The following is a 19,344-nucleotide window of genomic DNA, read 5'->3' as shown; positions in this document are numbered from 1 at the left end:
GCATCTGCTTCCACGGGGGCAGGCCAAGTCCTCATCCGCGTGAAGAGACCGGCCCGACAGACAGGGGTTCGGGTTGCAGGAACACTGGCCCGCCCCCCCCCACGCCGAATCAAACCGGGCCCGGCGCTGGGGGCTCGGGAATCGACTTTCCATGCGGGTCCAGCTGCGGGGAATCGAGTTCCTCATCCAGCTGCGAGCGGAGATCCTGATCCAGAAAATGCTCGACGAAGTGGGCAGACTCATGCAGATGGTCATCGGGCAGATCGAAGTGCTTCTGCATGTAACTTTCCCACAGCCGATGCGAGCGGACGAGCTGGGCCGCCTGTTCACTGCCCGATGGAGTCAGATGCAGGCCGCCGACCGTCGTAATCAGTCCTTTCCGCTGCAGATCCCACAGGGCGACTTTCCAGTGCAGGGGCCCAATCCAGGCGGTCTCCTTTCGCACCTGTTCCGGGGGAACGTGTTGCGGACGTGACTTTTCCTCGAAGCGATACAGCGTCGCCAGCACATCATCGGCGGCCATTTTCAGCGTGAGCATCAACCTCCCTCGCCACCGCCCGATCAGACCATTCCCCGGCGAGAACAGAAACGCCGCGACGAAAAACAGGCCGCAGGCGACCGCCACCATTCCCGAAGTCCCCGCATCCTTCACGTGAGGAAAACCCAATCGGGAGAACAGGAACTCGGGAACCGACTTGGCGAGCACGCGTCCCACGAAGGCACTGCAGGCGGCAATCGCCAGGCTGAGCGGAATGATGACCGAGAGTCGATCGCTCAGGAGCAGGGCACAAGCGGTCGGGACAATCAACAAGGCAACAACCAGGATGCTGCCGACCGATTCAAAGGCCATGACGACCGTCGCGGCAGTGATCCCCATCAGCAGATAATTGACGAGACTGGAACGGATCCCCTGTGCCGTGGCAAATTCGGGATCAAACGCCGTCAGCCGCAGCTCCTTATAGAACAGCAACAACAGCACCAGATTGACCAGCAGGAGCCCCCCATTGGTCAGCACAGCCATTGGAATTTGTATGCCCAACAGCGGGACGGTCTCGAACACCGCCAGTTCCAGCTGCCCGAACAGCACACAATCGGCATCGAGATGAATGTCATCGGCCTTGAGACGGATCAACAGCAGGCCGAGTGCAAACAGCGACGTAAAGACCACGCCCAGCGCCGCGCTCCCCTCGACCCGCCCGAGCTTCTGCACCAGTTCGGTCAGCAGCGCGGTGGCCATGCCGATCAGGACAGCCCCCGCAATCAAAATGAACGGTTCCAGCGCCTGCCGGGTCTCGCTCGAAATCCATCCCGCGGACTGCGCTGCATACGAAAGAAGGAACGCCAGCACCACTCCCGGCAGGGCCGTATGGCTGAGAGCGTCTCCCATCATGCTCTGCTGGCGGAGAACCAACCAGACTCCCGGCAACGTACACGACATCGCCGTGACGGCCGCAGCCAGGACGATGGCAGTGTCCCAAGGCTGCCACCATCCTTCCGGCGCAGCCGCCAGCAAGGCCGGGAGATGGGCATTCAGGGACATGGCCACAGGATTCATGGGCTTATTGTAACGCCCACGACCCGCGGTGAAATCCTACCGACAGGTGGTCGAGATGATGAGACAAAAGCAGGCGACGCCAGAGCCTCCCTGCTCCGGCTGCCGCGCGTTCTCTGTCAGGGATGGTTCTGATCCGACCCTGCGACTTTCACCAATTTGTTGTAAAGGCCCAGGATTAAGAACGTGGGAGCCCACTGCCCGACGAAGAGGGCATCATGATTCCTTCCGGAAAACTTCAGGAATAATGATCCTCCGATCGATCCGAGTGCTGCCCAGAGAAACAGGTCGGAAGGTAGCTGCGCTGTCTGATCTTCGATCGTGCGCGCGACCCATCCTTCTCCGTGACGATCAGCCTGTGCATTCTCAAATCCGCTTCGCATCCCCGTTTGTGCTGCCGACATGAAAAACTCCCTTTTGCTGTAGAAACGTCCCGCTTGAAATCCGCCCGGGACCTCGTGCGAATCGTGTGCCCGTCCAGCCATGCCCATCTGATTGCACGAAAAACAGGGGCGAAGGGAACCGTGAGGTCTGCCCCGCGTCCCTGATCGGCGACCGTGAGGTCAGGTCGGAAGCGCTCGTTCACCGCGACCCAGAGCCCGGGCGCGCGCGCATCGACTGTTGCCGCCCCGCAGCACAGCCACCGGGAGCCGACGTTGTGAAAGCCGTCGCCCCTTAGCCCCGGCCCAGTTCGCGGGAACGCTCGGTCGCAGCCCGAATCGTTTTCATCAACGTTCCCCGGACTCCTGCCGCTTCCATGACTTCCAGTCCGGCAATCGTCGTTCCACCGGGGCTCGTCACGGCGTCTTTGAGCTGTCCCGGATGTTCCCCGGTCTCCAGCACCATTCGGGCCGCCCCCAACAGTGTCTGCGCGGCCAGTTTTGTCGCTGTCACGCGGGGAAGCCCCATCAGCACACCCCCATCACTGAGAGCTTCGATCAGCTCAAAGACGTAGGCCGGGCCGCTTCCCGAAAGACCGGTCACGGCATCCAGCAGCGACTCTGCCACTTCGAAAGCGATGCCGACGGTGGAGAGCATCTGGGAAACGAGTTCCGCATCTTCTGCAGTCGCATGTCGTCCGCGAGAGAAACCTGAGGCCCCGGCACCCACCAGACAGGGAGTGTTCGGCATCACGCGAATCACCCGGCTGCTACCGAGTCGCGCTTCGATCGTCGCCAAGGGGATCCCGGCAGCGATCGACACGAACAGATGCCGGGGGTTCACTGCGCCGGCCACTTCGTCCAGCAGCGGCAACATCCCCTGCGGCTTCACCGCGAGAAAGATGATCTGTGCCTGTTCGAGCACTTCGCGGTTTGTGGTTGTCGTGGCCGCTCCCGTCCACTCCGCAAAGTTGTCGCGGGCGGCAGCGACAGGATCACTGCCGATCACGTCTTCCTTGCGGGCGAAGCCGGACTGAATCAAGCCTCGGCCCAGAGCGGTCGCCATCTTGCCGGCACCAATAAACCCCACCTTATTCGGACTCATGTCGACTTTCCGCATTGATGCCTGCACTTCCGCTGGGGGGCGTCCCTTTTCCGGCGAGAATGTATGCGGCGCGCTGCCGCTCGTACTCGGCCGCCGTGATCGTTTCCTCGCCCACCACTGATGCCTGCTGGGACTGCTTAAAAAACTTCTTCAGATAGGGAACACACCACCCACAGCCGGTCCCCGCTCCTCCGCATTCACTGATCTGACTGGCTCGCTGCGGCTTGCGCACCCGCAGAAAGTTCAGAATTTTCCGCTGGCTGACGTGGAAGCAGTAACAGACCTGATCATCAAGTTCCATAACATCACACGTTATATCGCACAGACGTCGGAGAGGCGACCGCGCTGAAAGACCCTGACGGCCAAACCACTGCGGCCAGGACACCGCTTCCCAGGATGCGTTCGTTCCGGGACTGAGTACCGCGACTGAGCACCGCCACTTCAGTTCGCCAGGGAAACAGCCATCCGAGGCTCTCCCCGAGAGTGATGCAGCGGATGCGTTCAAATCTCAAACGCCATCAGATCCGGTCGAGCAGATCCAGCCAGACCGCCAGCCGGTCAACGGTCTCTGAAGGGAAGCCGTTGTTGTCCGGGGCCGACCAGGGAAGCTGCAGCGTGGGAAATTTCCGCTCACGCAAAACATTGGCCGACTGGTCAATGATTTCCCGCTGCGGCGAATCGACAGCACTGGCGAAGACCACCTGCAGCGGAAACTCGGGAGCGTTGTCGGGAGGCAGGCTGCGCAGCGGCGCCTGAATAACGATCAGCCCACGGACGAGGTCGCGGTACTTGAAGGCAAGTCGGGAGGCAAAAATCCCCGAGTCTTCCCGCCCCATCACGATCAGCCGCGCGGGGTCCAGCCGATAGCGTTCACCCAGCCATTCGACCACTCCTTTCACGGCATCTTCCTGATCCGGAGTCCAGCCGCCGATGTCCCCCGAGCGGGGGCCGACGAGAATCAGGCCCCGGTCCCGACAGATGTCCGTCCAGGCCCGCAGGGTTTCTGCTTCCAGTGTATCGCCGGCCGGATGCAACCAGACCAGAACTCCCCACTCCCGGTCGTCGCGGTAATTCTCGGGGACGTAGGCCCAGAAGCTGAGTCCGTCATTCGGCAACCGCTCGTTCAGCCGACCGACAGCGGCGGTCACTTCCTGATCCGGTCTTCGCAGCAGCTGTCGTTCGAATTCCTCAGGAAGAAGCTCGGACAACGTGCCGAGTGTCGCATCGACTTCCCGGGCTTCGCCGCCACGCTGGATCGTCAGCGACACCGGAGTTTCCGGACGCTGCCGACGAATGAGAGCCGCCAGCTCCTGTCGGGTACGGACCTCCTCTTTGCCGACTTTCTGAATCCGGTCACCCGCCTGAATCCCGGCTTTCTCAGCGGGGGAATCGGCCAGCACGGCGCGGATCGCCACGGGCCCCTGTTCTGCACCGGTCATTCTCTCGGCGAGAAGTCCCAGATACGGAAACTGATAAGGCTGAATTTCGGCGGCCAACGTCAGGACCGCCTCAACGTTCTGATCACCGCGCTGCACGCGGAGCGTGATCTCATCTTTGGCATATTTGCGTCCGACAACCTGTTTGAGGTCATTCAGCTTGCGGACCGGTTGGCCGTTCACGGCGACAATCACGTCATCGACTTTCAGTCCCGCTTTGTCGGCCGGGGAATCGGGAAAGACCCGAATCACTTTCGCAGCTCCGCTGATCGCTCCCTGATCTTCAAAGCTGACTCCCAGCAACCCCCGAAACAGGGTTTCTCCCGCGAGCAGCCGCGCGAGAACCGGTTCCATGTCACTCAGCGGCACGGCGAAACCGATACCGCTGTCATACCACTCGACGCCGGCGGTCTCGCCACTTTCCTGCGGAGAGAGGGGAACCACAATTCCCAGACAGCGTCCGGTCAGATCGATCAACGGACCCCCATAGTTAATGGGAGATGTCTTGGCATCGGTCTGGAGTGCCCGGCCGGAGATCCGCTGCAGGGCGCTCACGATGCCGACCGACAGGTTCGGAAACTTCTCATCAAAGACCCGCCCCAGAGCGATGGCCCGTTGCCCGACCCGTATCTCCGCGGCAGGAACAGCCTCAATGGGGGTCAGGTCTCCGGCATCAATCTTCAACAGGGTCAGCATCCGTGAGTTGTCGGACGCGACAAGCTGGGCAGCGAACCGGCGTCCATCCGACAGCGTCACCAGAATCGACGAAGGACGTGATACAAAGTTGAACTGGCTGGTCAGGATGTAGCCATCAGCCCGAATGATGACTCCGGTTGTCGGTCCGGTCGCTGTCAGCAAATCCCCGACGAGATCGACCCCGCCGACGGTTTCGATCCGGACGACCGAAGGGTCGGCCGCAGCGACAGCCTGCTGAATCGCCAGCTGCTCCAGTGCGATGATGTCTTCCGCCGCGATGGCCGAGGCGGTCAGACTCCAGCACATCAGCCCGACCAGCAGCCATCGACCTGCGTGCGCCGGAACGGCTGATGCGATCCGATGGCCCGCCGCAGGAGCAATACCGGAACCGGCGCCCTTCCCGATCCGTGTGGCAACAGAGAAACAAAAATCAGCAGACATGCGACCTCAGCGGCTTCAGGGCTTTTTCGGAACGCGAAACGTCACGGAGACCAGAGCATTGTCTCTGCGCACGATCAGTTGCAGGTCATCCCCCGCCATCATTCGCTGCAGAACTCCATCCAGAGATTGAATCGAATTCACCAGTTCTCCATTGGCGAACACGATCAGATCGTCGGGCTTCAGACCCGCTCTGGCGGCTTCCGAGTCGGCGACCACGGTTTCAATATAGGCGGGAGTCCGTTGCACGACATCGGGAACGAGAACGACTCCGAAGTCCAGCAGCGAGTATTTCTTCTCGCGGTGCTGGTCCCCCTCGGTCAACGGGTCGGTCCGCTGGAAACGTCCCGCGATGATGTCTTCGACCGTCAATCGCAATTCGTCAATCGGCACGGCATAGTTCAGCCAGGTATTGGTCTGGTCACTTTTGACTTCGCGTCCAAGCATCGCCAGCAGTCGGCCGTCGTAGGTTGTGAGCACTCCACCGGCGGCCCCGGGATTGTTCGTCACCGCGTCGAGCACATAGATCGGCCCCGAGTACGGAACTTCATAACGTCCGCGGCGGGCAGACAACTCGGTCCGTGCGGAAACCACACCGTGCGTGACCGTCACCGGCTCATCACCAACGGCCACCCGGAACATGTTGCTGAAGGCCAGCACCGCTGCCCCCGGCCCAACGCTTCCTGTCTGGGTCAGATCAAAACAGGGGAGCTGCTCCCCTTCGATCTTCAGCACCGCAAGATCTTTGCGAAAATCGGTGCCGATCACTTTTCCGTAAACACGCCGACCATCATGCAGCACGACCGTGACGGCCTCGGTGTCAAGCAGATGGCTCCAGGCGGTGACGATATGTCCCTGTGGAGTGACTAGAAACCCGGTGCCGTAGCCGGCCAGATTCTTGAGCCCCCCCGCTCCGTACAGTTTGACCATCCGCTGCTGCACAGTGTCGATGGTCTGATGGATGGAATCCGCCCGCGCAGAGGTCACGTTGACGAGCAGACAGCCGAGAAAGGCCAGCCAGCAGAGCCTACGACCTGATGGTGTTCTTCGCCTGTTCATGGTGCGGAGGCTCCCCCCGTCGCCGGTGTGTAGAACTGCACACGCTGGATCTGCAGTTCCCCCCAGGTCTGATCCGCATGCCGGATCGACCAGCGGGTCGGGAACGTCAGACTGTCGAGTTTTGCAATGCCGGAGAACCGAACCTGACAGGGATCCCGGTCTTCTTCCAGCAGGGTATCAAAGCCGAGCAATTCACCCGTCTGCTGACGGAAGTACCAGCACGACCGGACAAGCCCTTTGGTCGTCACGAGCACATCGACCCGCTCACCGCTTCCGTCGAGCGGTTCACTCCCCAGATAATAAAGCTCCGTGAAGTAATCATCCCGGTCCTGCAGCAGGTGGCGGAACTGTTCCATGGCCACCAGCAGCCCGCCCGTGTTGGCGGGCAGGTCTTCCAGTTCCTTCGCCGGATTCTGCAACGAGAGGTTGGAGCCGACTTTGGCCGCGAGAGCATCCGGCTGCAACCGGAACTCCGCCGGTGAATTGTTGACGGTGCCGACAATCGCCCAGCCTTGCGGTCGACCGCTGTAGTCTCCCCAGTCACCGAAAAGTTTGAGCAGCCGCTGCTGGTGCTGCGCGTTGAAGGCATAGTTCGCGTAGCCGCGACGTTCTTCGTACAGATGCTTGTACTGTTCAGGAATCTGCACTTTCGGTCCGGCATGGGGTTTCTGCTTCTCCGGCTCTGGCCCGGGGGGAGGGGGGCGATCGTCGAGATCTTCTCCCTGCAACAACTCCGAACGGCGATGCAATGCCATCAGCCGGACATGAATATCGTGCCGCTGCCCATCGCGACGATAGGACAGGGGAATTGTCCATCCTTGCGGATAGATCCCCAGAATGTTTTTAAACTGATTGACGCTGCGGATGGGCCGACCGGCAAACGAAACCAGTTCATCTCCCCTGCGCAGACCCCGGCGGTACGCTTCCGAATTTTCCATGATCCGGGCAATTTCTACAGTCCCTTCAGCGGTGGCACTCACCGTGGCACCGAGAGTGGCATGGTCGACGACCCGGCCGCTCTTCAGCTGATCGAGAAAATTCAGCACCTGATTGATCGAGATCGCGTAACCGGCACCGACGTTGAGTTTGCCCCGCTTCTCCACCGAGATTCGTCCGTTGATGCCGATGACCTCTCCCTGTGCGTTGAATAATGGCCCCCCCGAGTTTCCGGGATTGATCGATGCATCGACCTGCAGGCAGTCGGTGTATTCGAGAAACGTTCCCGCCGGGAACTGATAGCGATGCACGCCGCTCACCATCCCCGCGGTCACCGTGGGTTGGAAGTCATTGGCCAGCAGAAACGGATTCCCCATCGCAAAGGAGGAATCCCCCGCCCGGACCGCATCACTGTCACCGAGCGTCGCAAACGGGAAGTCGGTCCGACCCAACAGCTTGATGACCGCCACATCTCCGGTCGGGTCGATCCCGACCAGCACGGAATCGTAGATGTTGCCGTCGTTCAATCCGCACTTGAGGAATGGCCCCTGCCCCATCACAACGTGAAAATTGGTGACGCAATAGCCATCGGCGTCGATCAGGACACCCGATCCCCCCCCTTCGCCCCCAGCAGCGAAAATAGCGACCACCGTCGGAGCAACTCGCTCCATCACCGCGATGCGGGCATTCTCCGCAGCCCGAACTGCTGCGGGAACCTCTACCGCGGCACTGACCGGCGCGCTGGCAACCAGCAGTCCCAAGACGAACCCCAGTCCCAGAGTGCAGGTCTCCCTCGGCCTTGTGGTTTTGATCGATGGACCGTGGATCATTGAATCACCTGAGCGTCACCAAGTGCGAAATGTTCCAGCACTCCCTCATGCGGCCCCAGGGACTCCACACGGATCAGCAGTTCCCGCACGTTCGTCAGGTCGACATCCAGCGGAACAGGCGAATCGCTCCAGAGAAATTCCTTCGACCACAGCTCTTTGCCGTCTCCCTGCAGAACCAGACGAACGCGCGGCTCGAACCGGGGCATCTGAACGACATGCGTTCGCTCAAACCCGGCCTGGCACTTCAGCCGGGTAAACTCACGATTCAAACGGAACCGCAAAACAGCACCGGAATGCAGCCAGAGTCCGCGGCGATATTCCTGTTTTCCGATCAGCAACGGCAGCCGTCCCCCGCTTCCGGCGGGTGAGTTCCGGGCGACGAACCACACGACCGATTGATCCGCCCCCGGCGCTTTCGACTCCGTGGAATCAAAGGGCAGGTCGGCGAGAAACTTGATTCGGCCCCCTCCGTAGTCGATTGATTTGACTTCATCGAGAGGGATTTTCAGTTCCCCCAGCGTGGACTGAACCGAGAGATCATTCCCCGAAAGCGACGCGGTCGTGATCGCCAGCACAGACTTCTGCACCGTGTGCAGCTGCACCTTGCCCGTTGCGGCCGGTGCTCCGCGTGACGCAAACACCACTCCGAAGACCCGCTCGCGGGGAGCAGACAACTCTCTCCCGCGCGCGAGCAGCACGACATTTTCTGCGGTCACACGGGCAATCGACCCGGCGGCATAGTCGAGGACATCCCCCTTCTGAAAGACCAGTAGATCATCGCGAGTGTTACGGGCTCGCAGCTCTTTCCAGCTGGCAGCGATTTTGTCATCGAGCGGCTTCAGTCGAACATCGGTCAGTTGTCGCAATGGGAGTGACAGTTCCCCCAGTCCCGGAGCACTTAGAGTCACCGTGGTTCCATCGGTCTGGAACTCAGTCGATTGAATCTGGGAGAGATCCACGAGACCGGTGGTGATGCCGTCCAGGGGCTTCTCGGCATGACCGAAATCGAGTTCCATCACCTGATCCAGCGGAACCGACTGTTCCACACCTTCCACGACCAGCGTGAGAGAATCAGGGCTTAGCTTCTCGAGGTCACCCGTGCGCGAGGCTCCATCCAGGAGCGTCAACGTGACCGGAGGTCCAGCCTCCACCGTGGTACAGAGCAGCAGAGTCCAAACTGCAAGTTGGCAGACGATCCTCAAGTTCTACTCCTCCTGCATTCGATCCCGCGTTCTGTCAGGAAGCCGGACTTCCTGAAATCGGGTTCGATCCATCATATCGCATCAGACTGGCGCGGGCTCCCTCGGAAACCCAAAAAAGACTCCGGCCCGGCCGGCAACTGACTCGTCCAGACCGGAAAAGCCCCCGCGCGATCAGGGCTGCGGGGGCCTGTCGACACACGATCAGGACCTGTCACGGGGCAACCACGCGGCGACTTTGCAACCGCCCTGATCGAATTGACGCATTCGATCCGCATGATACGCTCGGAGAGGAAGCGGAATCTGCGTCGCCAGACTATCGCCGTCGCCGACCACTTTCCTCACCCTTCGCAGCCACTGCAGCTCACTCTCTGAGTTGGGGTGACTTCACGCCCCGTGAACTGAACTTGAGAAAGCCATCCCATGAAATTGTCCTGGTTCCCTCTGCTGGGCCTTCTGTTTGGAGCAGCTGCCATGAACTCAGCTGTCAGTGCTGCCGTTCAACATCAGGAAGTCACCTACCAGCATGCGGGAACTGAGCTCAAAGGCTATCTCGCCTGGGACGATTCGATTCAGGGCCCCCGCCCCGGCGTGCTGGTGGTTCACGAATGGTGGGGTCTGAATGATTACGCCCGCAGCCGTGCAGATCAGCTGGCAGCACTCGGCTACACCGCTTTCGCCCTCGACATGTACGGAGCCGGGAAGTCGACCACACATCCGCAGGAGGCCGGTCAATGGGCCACCCAGACCCGCAACAACGTACAGGAATGGCGGGCCCGGGCATTGGCGGGACTCGATGTCCTGAAGGGACATGCAACAGTGGACCCGGAGCGGCTGGCGGCCATCGGCTATTGCTTTGGAGGCTCGACCGTCTTGCAGCTGGCGTATGGAGGCGCTCCGGTGAAGGGGGTTGTCAGCTTTCACGGCGATCCGGTCCTTCCCGAAGAGGGGACCAAAATTGCCGCCAGCGTTCTTCTCTGCCACGGCTACACCGACGAGTTCATTCCCCCCGCACGGATCGACGCCTTCGAAGCCCGACTGGAAAAAGCGGGTGCCGATTTCCAGGTGATCGTCTACGGCGGCACGCGTCACGGATTCACCAACCCGGGCGCGGACAAGCACAACATTCCCAATATCAAATACAATCAGGACGCCGACCACCGGTCATGGGAGCAGATGAAGATCTTCCTGACCGAGATCTTCGCACGCAAACAGTGAGAGCCTGTTCTCCCCCGGCCCGCCCGGTCGCACCGGTCAGAACGGTCACGCCGGGGGGCATTCGCCCGAGTCCCGTCTCCTCCGCCGCGAGGGGACGGGAGACAGACTAGGCATTTGCCGGAACGCGTGTCAGAATTAACGAATCAGAGACAGGCGAGAAAAACTCGTGGCCCCCTGTCTCCCCTCTTAGCTCAGCGGAGTCTGGAACGGTGATCTTCGGTTTCGGCAAAAAGGCAGCGAAAGTCGAAAAGCAGGACGACGAGGAAGAAGAACTCGACTTCGTCCAGTTTCAGGGAGCTTTGAACGGTGTGACTCCCGATCTGGGAGCCAATGCCAAACTGGTGCAGGCCGGACTGGTCCCTGCCAAGCGTCTGATTTCCCAGGCGCTGGCGCGGCGGGCCGAGATGATTCGCCTCGACACGAAGGGCAAAGTGGCGGGAGCCACTCTGTTTGTTGACGGAGTCTCTTCCCCTGGTGAACGGATGCCGGCGCAGATGGCTCTGGCCATCACACAAGTGCTGAAGCTGCTGGCAGGACTCGATATCAAAGTCCGGAACAAGCCGCAGGTCGGCGGCATCAATGCCAGCTACGACGACATTCCCTACGAGATCCGGATCAACACGCAGCCGGTCGAAGGGGTCGAACGCCTGCTCATTCGCGCGCGGAATACGAAGATCAAACTCGATAGCCCGCGCGAGCTCGGCTTTCCCGATGCCCTGATCGACAAGATCCGCGAAGTCACCTCCCGGAAGCAGGGACTGGTGATCGTGGCCGGCCCCCCGTACTCCGGCTTGACCACCGCCACGATTGCCACGGTCCGTTCCACCGATGCGTATCTGTATTCGATCTATTCGCTCCTGCAGCTGGAGGAACGTGAGCTCTCGCACATCACGTCGTTCAAATGGAACGAAGGGGATGACCTGGCGCAGACCATGCGCCGGGCCGTCCGTGAAGATGCCGATGTGCTGTATGTTGATCCGCTGAACAAACCCGAGAACGTCAAGACCGTTCTGGAGTTCACACCGTCGATCAGCGTCATTGCCGAGGTCACCGCCCGCGATGCCGCGGAAGGGCTGTATCGGCTCGTGCAGTATTCCGGAGATCCGCAGGCCATTGCCGACAACGTGAAGCTGGCCTTGAGCCAGATGCTGGTCCGGCTGCTGTGCAAGAAGTGTCGCCGCGCCTATCGACCGAACCCGAAGCTGTTGGCGAAAGTCGGCCTTCCTCCGGAAACGAAGGTCCTCTACCACCCTCCCCGACCGGATGAAGAGGAAGAGGGGAAGAAGCCGGGCGAACCGGTGATTTGCGATGCCTGCGGCGGCACCGGTTATCGGGGGCGGACCGGCCTGATGGAAGTGATCGAGATGACCGAAGGGATGCAGAAAGTCATTCTCGCCGGAGCGGACCCCAAGGCCCTGCGGGCACAGGCCCGCGCAGAAAAAATGCAGTCCTTCCAGTCCGACGGAATCCGGCTGGCTGCCGAAGGGCTCACGTCGCTCGAAGAACTGCAGCGGGCCTTCAAATCACACGGATAGTTCCCGAGCGAGGTCGAGACGTCTGTCAGACTTATGAAATCGACAGGCATCTTTCCTCTCGTTGACGACAGCCGATTGAGAGCAACGCCGTGCCGGAATGGATGCTGTGGCTGACGCCCCTGGTGGTCTTCGCGATCGCCCTGCGCTGGTCGGCGTTTCTCAGTGGCTCTGAAACAGGGTTCTACCGGCTCAGCATCCCGCGTCTGAGCATCGACTCCCGCGCGGGTGACCCGGCTGCGCAGGGGCTGCTGTGGTTTGCGCAGCGGCCCGGCTATTTCGTGGCGACCTGCCTCGTGGGAAATAACATCGCCCATTACATCTGCAGCGCCGCCATCGGCTCCGGCATGGAACAGCTCGTCGGCAAGTCGAGTGATTCGGTCGAAGTGCTGGCGACGCTGGGAGCGGCTCCGGTCATCTTCCTGTTCGGCGATCTGCTCCCGAAGAACCTGTATTACCTGACCCCCTATTCCCGGCTGAAAAGAGAGTACCCCTGGTTCCGCTGGTGCTATCGCCTGCTGTTCCCGATCACCTGGCCGCTGGTGATGCTGACCCGACTGCTGGAGAAGCTGTCCGGCCAAAGCCAGCGACCTTCGGAATTGCTGCTGGGACGAAACCGGTTTCTCCAGTTGGTTCTGCACGGTACGAATGAAGGTGTGCTGAACGACACCCAGAGCCGTCTGGCCAACGGACTGCTGCAGCTGGCGCCGCAATTGGTCAGTGCCAGCATGATCCCCGCCAACCGGATTCTTGGAATCGCCGACAACACCACCCGCACCGAGATGCTGAACTTCGCCCGGAAGTTCGGCGTCTCCGCGGTCGCTGTGCACCGGGCGGGAAAAGAGAACGCCTGGTACGGTTACGCACTGGTGGCCGAACTCTCCCTGTCGACGGCAGCCAGTCCGCGGATCTACCCGATGCCTGTGTTCAACACCCAGACGAGCAAGCTGGAAGCGTTGTACCGGTTACAGGCGGAAGACGCTTCTTACGGACTGGTCCTGAAAGAACAGGCGGTGCTGGGGATCGTTGCCAAAAACGGTCTGGTCGAGCAGATCTATCGTCCCGTTCCTGTCCCGTCGCATTCGACAATCGGAACATAGAGCATTGGGATCTCTGGTTGTCCCCTCCTCGCCCCGAGGATGTCTGCATTGCACGAAACCACACGCCCCGGGAAAGGTTCTCGTTGCGGGGAAAACCTCAAAAGGATTTGAACTCGTTGCCGCGTGAGTTAGACTGGAAACAGGCGAAAAATCCGGTTGGCCAGACAGCGCACTGCCAGCCAGCCCCAGCAGTGAAATGGCGATGCTACCCCGTTATTTCAAGCGATACCGGATGGAGATCGATTTCCGCCGGACGACAATCCCCCGGGCTGAACTCCCGGCCGGTTATTGCTGGCGCGCCTGGAACCCACTGCTCCTCTCTCCTCACGCCGATGTGAAAAGTCGCAGTTTCCAGCATGAGATGGATACGCGGATGTTCGCCTCGCTGGGAACATTCGAAGGTTGCCGGGAGTTGATGCACGGGATTTCTCAACATCCCGGGTTTCTGCCGCAGGCGACATGGCTGATCGAATTCATCGCCAATGAATTCGCCGAACACCTTCCCTGCGGAACAATTCAGGGGCTCACGCACAGTACGACTCTTGGTTCCATTCAGAATGTCGGCATCATTCCCGAGCATCGGGGCTTTGGTCTGGGACGGGCGCTGGTCCTGAAAGCGCTGTCCGGCTTTCGCAGTTACGGCCTGTGGCGGGTCTATCTCGATGTCACCGCCGAAAACAAGCCGGCGGTCGAGCTGTATCGATCCATCGGCTTTCAGACGATCAGCACCACGTATCGCGAGTTGCCTCCGGTCCCCGTCCAGGCGGGCAACCTGTAAAGCTTCCCACTCGATTTCGACAAGAGTGTCGAAACGAGAAACGCCACCCGGGTTGAGGATGACGGCGTGAGAGACGTCAAAATCAAACCCGCACTGACACGTCGGGCTCTGACGACTTCCCACGGGAGCATGAGAGCTGTCGATCCCCCAACACGGCGTTTGCCGTGAAAGAACGACTGCTTCACGCAAAGTAAAATTCGCTTCGCGTCTGGGAAGCGGGCTGCTGGTGGCTGTGCGGTCGCCTCTGCGCACCATCGATGCGAATGGAACGGGACGATTCCTGCCCAGCGGCAGCATGGTCTTCCAGCGGCACGATCCGGTCCGAACTCTCGGGCGCGCGAAGTTCTTCCAGTTCGAAGTCCCGCAACAGCATCTCGTTGAGAATCACGGGATGCCAATTGCCATCCCGTTCGACGACCGGGACATGATGCAGGCGAGCCCAGCGCCGCAGACGGAATTCAGCAGTCAGGTCGAGCGGACAGTTCCCGTTCAGCACAGAGCACCTCAACAACCACGAATCGTTGTGATGGCTCCCTCCTGTTCCAGAGTCTCCTGCGACGTGACTTATCGGCCCAAATTGATGCCTTTCACGAGCATTCCACCGGGAGCGAGAGAATTCGTTGAACCGGCAGATTCCGCCGGACAGACAATCCCCACAACCGTCGCGGCCCTCACCCCCACGGCCGGCCCGCCGACGATTCACGCCCGGTCTGCCCCCAATGCGGGCAGTCGTTCCCATTCCTGACGCACCCTGCGGAGACCGTCGGAGCAGAGTTCAAACTCATGACTCAGCCGCCGCAGAACAGAGGAATCGGGAGCGGCAGGGGAATGCTCCATGGTACTGGCAATGTAGTAAGAGCGTTTTCCCTGCTGCTGGTAGTCGATCATCGCGTCTTTCCTGTCGAAGCCTTTGAGGCGGGTCAGCGCTTCGGGATAGACGCCGGTCCAGAACAGCGTGAAGTCACCGATGTGCCGGTGAAATTCGCGTCGAGGATGGTCTTCGCAGCGTTCGGCTTCCATCAGCATTACGGCCACTTCTTCCAGTCGGCGGCCGACGATATCGCGGAGCTTGAAGATCGCATCGACCCGGATGAACCGCACGAGCAGATTCGACAGATAGTCGATCAGCGGCGGGTCCGCGACACCCAGTTCGACCTGAAAGGTCTGCTCCGTGAGGGCACAGAACAGATTGCGAAGCTGATCATTCCCGGTCAGGACCTGAGACATCGGCACGGCTCCTTGTGCGATCGAGACACAGTTTTGAAAACAGGGCTCGCGATGGAAGCGCAATCTTGAAACCGGCTGACCGGTAACCGATGCGCTGCCTCTCGCCAAGTGCACTTTCAGCAAACGTCGCACCGACAGTGCGCCTGGACAGAAATTCTACGCGCCGACCGGCAACTTGTGCCGGATCGTTTCGCGCGATTCGCCCGTGCCCCTGTCCCCAGCCCGCTGCCCCCCTCAGATCGCTGCCTGTCGGGCCGACGCGTACAGTGCGTTCGCTCTTCGCTGTGGCGTGACGTGGCGGTCCTACAGATCTGCGAGTGGCGGCATCCGCACATCCTGATAACTGCCTGACCTCAGCAACTGAGGCAGTTGCACCATGATCTTCAGCAGTCTCGGCGCGAATTCATCGGCATCGGGCATCTCAGCCGTTCCCCGACGGGCCTTGATCCGTTCCAGAACCGTGTAGCGGGGGTCTCCCTGTTCCGAACAGAGCTGATCCTGCATCGCGGTGTCGACCAGCCCCGGCGCCAGAGCGGTGAAATGGGTCTCCGGATGTTCTTTGGAAGACAGCAGAAGCAGCATATTGAGCGCTGCCTTGGAGATCCCGTATCCCCCCCAGCCCCGATTCCCGCTCACCGACGTTCCGGACGACATGCCGACAACCTGCTCAATCTTCAAAGGAAGATCGAACAGGACATCCAGAATCGTTTTATTCGCCCAGACATTCACCTGCATCACCCGCTGCATGTCTTCGAGTGACTGCTCTCTCAGGTCGCCAAAAGGCCCGAGCACGCCGGCATTGAGCACAGCCAGGTCCAGTTGAGGGACGTTCTGCAGCAACTTGCGGAAGGCTGCGGGAATCTCCTTGTCCTTGCTGAGATCACACGGAACGAAGTGGAACCGCTCGTTCTTCCCCAGATCGGGGGCATGTCGAGCCGTGCCGTACACTTCCCATCCCTGGGCCAGGCACTCGCGCGCGAGCCCCAGTCCGATCCCCGCACTGACACCAGTAATCAGAATCCGCTTGTGTTTCTCTGTCATTCTACTCTCTCTCCGTTGTTTCCAGCGAAGAGTCTCATATCCTTGCCGTTACTCAGCGGCCTGCCCGCGCGGGTATTGTGAAGGAAACCGCATCAGAGCACAAACACAATCGAATGCCGAATATCCGCCTGCGACTGACCTACGATGGAACGAACTATTCCGGCTGGCAGATTCAGCCCAATCGTCCCACGATTCAAGGGCTGATCGAAGAAGCGCTGCTGAAGGTGACCGGCGAAAAGGTCAATGTCTATTCTACCGGCCGCACAGATGCCGGAGTCCACGCTCTCGGGCAGGTCGCGAACTTCCACACGCCGTTTCCGATTCCTCCGCACAAATGGCGACCCGCACTGCAGGCCCTGCTGCCGGAAGACATTGTCATTCTAGAATCCGATCTTGTTCCTGACGAATTTCACGCCACCTTTTCTGCCGTGTCAAAGCGCTACCGGTACGTCATCTATAATCGTCTGGTGGCCGATCCGTTCGCCCGCCGCTACAGCTGGCGCATCGGTCAGCCTCTCAATCTCGAGGCCATGCAGGCCGCCTCACGCTGCCTGCTGGGGACCCATGACTTCCGGAGCTTTGAGTCTCATTGGCCCAACAAGGCGAGCAGCGTCCGCACCGTCCTCGACCTGACTTTTCAGTCCTGTGCCCCCTGGCAGCTGTTTACTGGCCAACCCCTGTCGAAGCAGGCCCACTCGACCGCAGAGCAACCGTTTCTCTGCCTGGAAATTGAGGCGGACGGCTTTCTGTACAACATGGTGCGGACCATCACCGGCACGCTGGTGAACGTCGGCCGAGGGACCTGGACCGCCGCCGATATCGAACGAGTGCTGCAGGCTCAGGACCGTTCCATCGCCGGAGGAACTGCCCCCGCGCACGGGCTCTTCCTGGTCTGCGCCAATTACGGGCATTTCGATCAACCTGCCGCGACGAACGGCCCCGCCCCCCCCCAAGCTCAAGGTGAGAAGCCCCACCGGTCACACACTCCAGCGAGTTCTGATATGATCCCCGCGCGGGCTCGCACCATTGATCTGCGGCCGTGACTGGGCATTCTCTCGAGCGGGAGACGATTCATGTTTCGAGTGTCTCGTATCGTCATCGGGTTCTTCGTGGTGGCGGCACTCTGCGCAGGCACCCCTGTTCCCTCGCTGCAGGCCCAGCAGCCAGCCCAATGGGGTGAGCAACCGAACTTCCTCATCCTCTTCGGTGACGACATCGGCCAGACGAACATCAGCGCCTATTCCTTCGGCGTGATGGGTTACCAGACACCCCACATCGATCGGATCGCCCGGCAGGGAATGCTGTTCACCGATTACTACGCGGAACAGAGCTGCACCGCCGGTCGGTCGACGTTCATCACCGGTCAATGCACGTTGCGGACCGGCCTTTCCAAAGTGGGTCTGCCCCACGCTGCCGTCGGTCTGCAGGCCCGCGACATTACAATCGCCCAGGCGCTGAAGGGGCGAGGTTATGCCACGGGGCAGTTTGGTAAGAACCATCTGGGAGACCGCGATGAATATCTGCCGACCATGCACGGTTTCGACGAGTTCTTCGGGAATCTCTATCACCTGAATGCGGAAGAAGAGCCCGAAGCGCAGTACTACCCGCAGGACTCGGCCTTCCGCAAGCGATTCGGACCAAGGGGGGTCCTGAAATGCAAAGCCAATCCCGATGGCACCCAGTCGATCGAAGATACCGGTCCGCTCACCCGCGAGCGGATGGAAGTGATCGACGACGAAACGACCGCCGCGCTGGACTATCTCGATCGGAAGGCCGCAGCCAAACAACCTTTCTTCTGCTGGTGGAACGCCACCCGCATGCACTTTCGCACACACGTCAAGAAAGAACATCTCAGCCCGCCGGGAATCAACTCGCGCAGCGAATACCAGCAGGGAATGATCGAACATGATGGGCATGTCGGCCAGTTGCTCGACAAGCTCGATCAGCTCGGCATCGCCGACAACACAATTGTGCTTTACACCACCGACAACGGCCCACACGCCAACACCTGGCCGGATGGAGCCACCACCCCGTTCCGTTCCGAGAAGAACACCAACTGGGAAGGAGCGTTTCGGGTCCCGTGTCTCATTCGCTGGCCGGGAAAGATCAAAGCCGGCAGCGTCTCCAATGACATTGTCAGCGGCCTCGACTGGTTCCCGACCATTCTGGCCGCTGCCGGGGATGACACCATCAAAGACACACTGCGGCAGGGGCTCGCCCTGGGTGACAAGAAATTCAAGGTCCATCTCGACGGCTATAACCAGCTCCCGTACCTGACGGGACAGTCGCCCCACAGCCCCCGTCACGAAATCTTTTATTTCAACGACGATGGTCAGCTGGTCGCGCTCCGGTACGACAGCTGGAAAGTGGTCTTCATGGAGCAGCGGGCTCCCGGAACATTGCGGGTCTGGGCGGAGCCGTTCACCCCGCTGCGGGTCCCGAAGCTGTTCAATCTCCGGCAGGACCCCTATGAACGGGCCGATGTGACCAGCAACACCTATTACGACTGGCTGCTGAGCAACGTCTACCTGCTGATGCCCGCACAGGAATATGTCGGCAAGTTCCTGCAGACGTTCCAGGAGTTTCCGCCGGCGCAGCGACCCTCCTCCTTCACAATTGATCAGGTGATGGAACGGCTGCAGCAGCCGCATGGGCAATAAGAGTCTGTCACGCCGAAGGAGCCCCGCGCGATCTCGTGGGAAGGCTCCGCGAAGGACCGACCCGACGGGTGCCGGAACGGACACGATCCCGACGTTTCCCGAGGGGATGGGGGATTTTTGCCGCTCCGGTCCTTCGAACTGCGCCGTATGGCAACCT

General features: G+C 60.5%; 17 protein-coding genes. 6 read left to right on the top strand and 11 right to left on the bottom strand.

Annotated elements, in window-relative coordinates:
- Nucleotides 1-109: 109 nt before the first annotated feature.
- The 8 genes from SH664x_RS01820 to SH664x_RS01785 all read right to left on the bottom strand — a co-directional run bounded on the left by SH664x_RS01820 (nucleotide 110) and on the right by SH664x_RS01785 (nucleotide 9,634).
- Entirely contained in the window at nucleotides 110-1,540 is a 1,431-nt protein-coding gene (locus SH664x_RS01820) for a metal ABC transporter permease (protein ID WP_437204520.1), read from the bottom strand.
- Nucleotides 1,541-1,671: 131 nt separating this feature from the next.
- Complete coding sequence (locus tag SH664x_RS01815; protein ID WP_437207168.1) at nucleotides 1,672-1,935, bottom strand: hypothetical protein; 264 nt, start codon at nucleotides 1,933-1,935, stop codon at nucleotides 1,672-1,674.
- 292 nt (nucleotides 1,936-2,227) lie between these two features.
- Nucleotides 2,228-3,037: a pyrroline-5-carboxylate reductase gene (proC, locus tag SH664x_RS01810; protein ID WP_437204518.1), complete on the bottom strand. Its 810-nt coding sequence runs from the start codon at nucleotides 3,035-3,037 to the stop codon at nucleotides 2,228-2,230.
- A complete protein-coding gene (locus tag SH664x_RS01805) occupies nucleotides 3,024-3,338 on the bottom strand; it encodes a (2Fe-2S)-binding protein (RefSeq protein WP_437204516.1) in 315 nt (104 codons plus the stop codon). The genes proC and SH664x_RS01805 overlap by 14 nt, the downstream gene beginning before the upstream one ends.
- Before the next feature lie 217 nt (nucleotides 3,339-3,555).
- The gene (locus tag SH664x_RS01800) at nucleotides 3,556-5,610 is read right to left on the bottom strand and encodes a PDZ domain-containing protein (protein WP_437204514.1); all 2,055 of its coding nucleotides are present in this window, start codon (nucleotides 5,608-5,610) and stop codon (nucleotides 3,556-3,558) included.
- 15 nt (nucleotides 5,611-5,625) lie between these two features.
- Nucleotides 5,626-6,666 (bottom strand): S1C family serine protease, encoded by a 1,041-nt coding sequence (locus SH664x_RS01795; protein ID WP_437204512.1) that lies wholly within the window; start codon nucleotides 6,664-6,666, stop codon nucleotides 5,626-5,628.
- Nucleotides 6,663-8,432: a S1C family serine protease gene (locus SH664x_RS01790; RefSeq protein WP_437204510.1), complete on the bottom strand. Its 1,770-nt coding sequence runs from the start codon at nucleotides 8,430-8,432 to the stop codon at nucleotides 6,663-6,665. The genes SH664x_RS01795 and SH664x_RS01790 overlap by 4 nt, the downstream gene beginning before the upstream one ends.
- Complete coding sequence (locus tag SH664x_RS01785; RefSeq protein WP_437204508.1) at nucleotides 8,429-9,634, bottom strand: NPCBM/NEW2 domain-containing protein; 1,206 nt, start codon at nucleotides 9,632-9,634, stop codon at nucleotides 8,429-8,431. Before SH664x_RS01785 ends, SH664x_RS01790 begins: the two co-directional genes overlap by 4 nt.
- A 471-nt stretch (nucleotides 9,635-10,105) precedes the next feature.
- On the opposite strand from SH664x_RS01785, the gene SH664x_RS01780 reads away from it, so the two are divergent.
- The 4 genes from SH664x_RS01780 (at nucleotide 10,106) to SH664x_RS01765 (ending at nucleotide 14,259) form a co-directional block, all read left to right on the top strand.
- Complete coding sequence (locus SH664x_RS01780; protein ID WP_437204506.1) at nucleotides 10,106-10,849, top strand: dienelactone hydrolase family protein; 744 nt, start codon at nucleotides 10,106-10,108, stop codon at nucleotides 10,847-10,849.
- Nucleotides 10,850-11,058: 209 nt separating this feature from the next.
- Nucleotides 11,059-12,384: an ATPase, T2SS/T4P/T4SS family gene (locus tag SH664x_RS01775; protein WP_437204504.1), complete on the top strand. Its 1,326-nt coding sequence runs from the start codon at nucleotides 11,059-11,061 to the stop codon at nucleotides 12,382-12,384.
- Nucleotides 12,385-12,485: 101 nt separating this feature from the next.
- A complete protein-coding gene (locus SH664x_RS01770; RefSeq protein WP_437204502.1) occupies nucleotides 12,486-13,481 on the top strand; it encodes a CNNM domain-containing protein in 996 nt (331 codons plus the stop codon).
- A gap of 196 nt (nucleotides 13,482-13,677) precedes the next feature.
- A complete protein-coding gene (locus SH664x_RS01765; RefSeq protein ID WP_437204500.1) occupies nucleotides 13,678-14,259 on the top strand; it encodes a GNAT family N-acetyltransferase in 582 nt (193 codons plus the stop codon).
- Nucleotides 14,260-14,440: 181 nt separating this feature from the next.
- Here SH664x_RS01765 and SH664x_RS01760 read toward each other — a convergent pair whose 3' ends face one another.
- The 3 genes from SH664x_RS01760 to SH664x_RS01750 all read right to left on the bottom strand — a co-directional run bounded on the left by SH664x_RS01760 (nucleotide 14,441) and on the right by SH664x_RS01750 (nucleotide 16,527).
- A complete protein-coding gene (locus tag SH664x_RS01760; RefSeq protein WP_437204498.1) occupies nucleotides 14,441-14,770 on the bottom strand; it encodes a hypothetical protein in 330 nt (109 codons plus the stop codon).
- 188 nt (nucleotides 14,771-14,958) lie between these two features.
- Nucleotides 14,959-15,486 carry a hypothetical protein gene (locus tag SH664x_RS01755; RefSeq protein ID WP_437204497.1) on the bottom strand — a complete coding sequence of 176 codons (528 nt, stop codon included), beginning with the start codon at nucleotides 15,484-15,486 and terminating at the stop codon, nucleotides 14,959-14,961.
- A 303-nt stretch (nucleotides 15,487-15,789) separates the two neighbouring features.
- Nucleotides 15,790-16,527: an SDR family NAD(P)-dependent oxidoreductase gene (locus SH664x_RS01750; protein WP_437204496.1), complete on the bottom strand. Its 738-nt coding sequence runs from the start codon at nucleotides 16,525-16,527 to the stop codon at nucleotides 15,790-15,792.
- 113 nt (nucleotides 16,528-16,640) lie between these two features.
- Between SH664x_RS01750 and truA the strand changes: the two genes are divergently transcribed.
- Both truA and SH664x_RS01740 read left to right on the top strand, forming a co-directional pair.
- Nucleotides 16,641-17,570, top strand: a complete 930-nt coding sequence (gene truA, locus SH664x_RS01745) for a tRNA pseudouridine(38-40) synthase TruA (protein ID WP_437204495.1) — start codon at nucleotides 16,641-16,643, stop codon at nucleotides 17,568-17,570.
- Nucleotides 17,571-17,600: 30 nt separating this feature from the next.
- The gene (locus SH664x_RS01740; protein WP_437204493.1) at nucleotides 17,601-19,187 is read left to right on the top strand and encodes an arylsulfatase; all 1,587 of its coding nucleotides are present in this window, start codon (nucleotides 17,601-17,603) and stop codon (nucleotides 19,185-19,187) included.
- Nucleotides 19,188-19,344: the final 157 nt, after the last annotated feature.

The organism is Planctomicrobium aquicomposti, from assembly GCF_051466325.1.
Lineage (GTDB): Bacteria > Planctomycetota > Planctomycetia > Planctomycetales > Planctomycetaceae > Planctomicrobium.
Note: the sequence above shows the minus strand (reverse complement) of the source record. Positions and strands in the feature narration are given on the sequence as shown.

Coding starts and splice junctions, on each gene's coding strand:
- SH664x_RS01770 (WP_437204502.1), top strand. CDS start 12,486: ATGCTGTGGCTGACGCCCCTGGTGGTCTTCGCGATCGCCCTGCGCTGG.
- SH664x_RS01790 (WP_437204510.1), bottom strand. CDS start 8,432: ATGATCCACGGTCCATCGATCAAAACCACAAGGCCGAGGGAGACCTGC.
- SH664x_RS01815 (WP_437207168.1), bottom strand. CDS start 1,935: ATGCGAAGCGGATTTGAGAATGCACAGGCTGATCGTCACGGAGAAGGA.
- proC (WP_437204518.1), bottom strand. CDS start 3,037: ATGAGTCCGAATAAGGTGGGGTTTATTGGTGCCGGCAAGATGGCGACC.
- SH664x_RS01740 (WP_437204493.1), top strand. CDS start 17,601: ATGTTTCGAGTGTCTCGTATCGTCATCGGGTTCTTCGTGGTGGCGGCA.
- SH664x_RS01780 (WP_437204506.1), top strand. CDS start 10,106: ATGAACTCAGCTGTCAGTGCTGCCGTTCAACATCAGGAAGTCACCTAC.
- SH664x_RS01755 (WP_437204497.1), bottom strand. CDS start 15,486: ATGTCTCAGGTCCTGACCGGGAATGATCAGCTTCGCAATCTGTTCTGT.
- SH664x_RS01800 (WP_437204514.1), bottom strand. CDS start 5,610: ATGTCTGCTGATTTTTGTTTCTCTGTTGCCACACGGATCGGGAAGGGC.
- SH664x_RS01750 (WP_437204496.1), bottom strand. CDS start 16,527: ATGACAGAGAAACACAAGCGGATTCTGATTACTGGTGTCAGTGCGGGG.
- SH664x_RS01820 (WP_437204520.1), bottom strand. CDS start 1,540: ATGTCCCTGAATGCCCATCTCCCGGCCTTGCTGGCGGCTGCGCCGGAA.
- SH664x_RS01795 (WP_437204512.1), bottom strand. CDS start 6,666: ATGAACAGGCGAAGAACACCATCAGGTCGTAGGCTCTGCTGGCTGGCC.
- SH664x_RS01765 (WP_437204500.1), top strand. CDS start 13,678: ATGGCGATGCTACCCCGTTATTTCAAGCGATACCGGATGGAGATCGAT.
- truA (WP_437204495.1), top strand. CDS start 16,641: ATGCCGAATATCCGCCTGCGACTGACCTACGATGGAACGAACTATTCC.
- SH664x_RS01805 (WP_437204516.1), bottom strand. CDS start 3,338: ATGGAACTTGATGATCAGGTCTGTTACTGCTTCCACGTCAGCCAGCGG.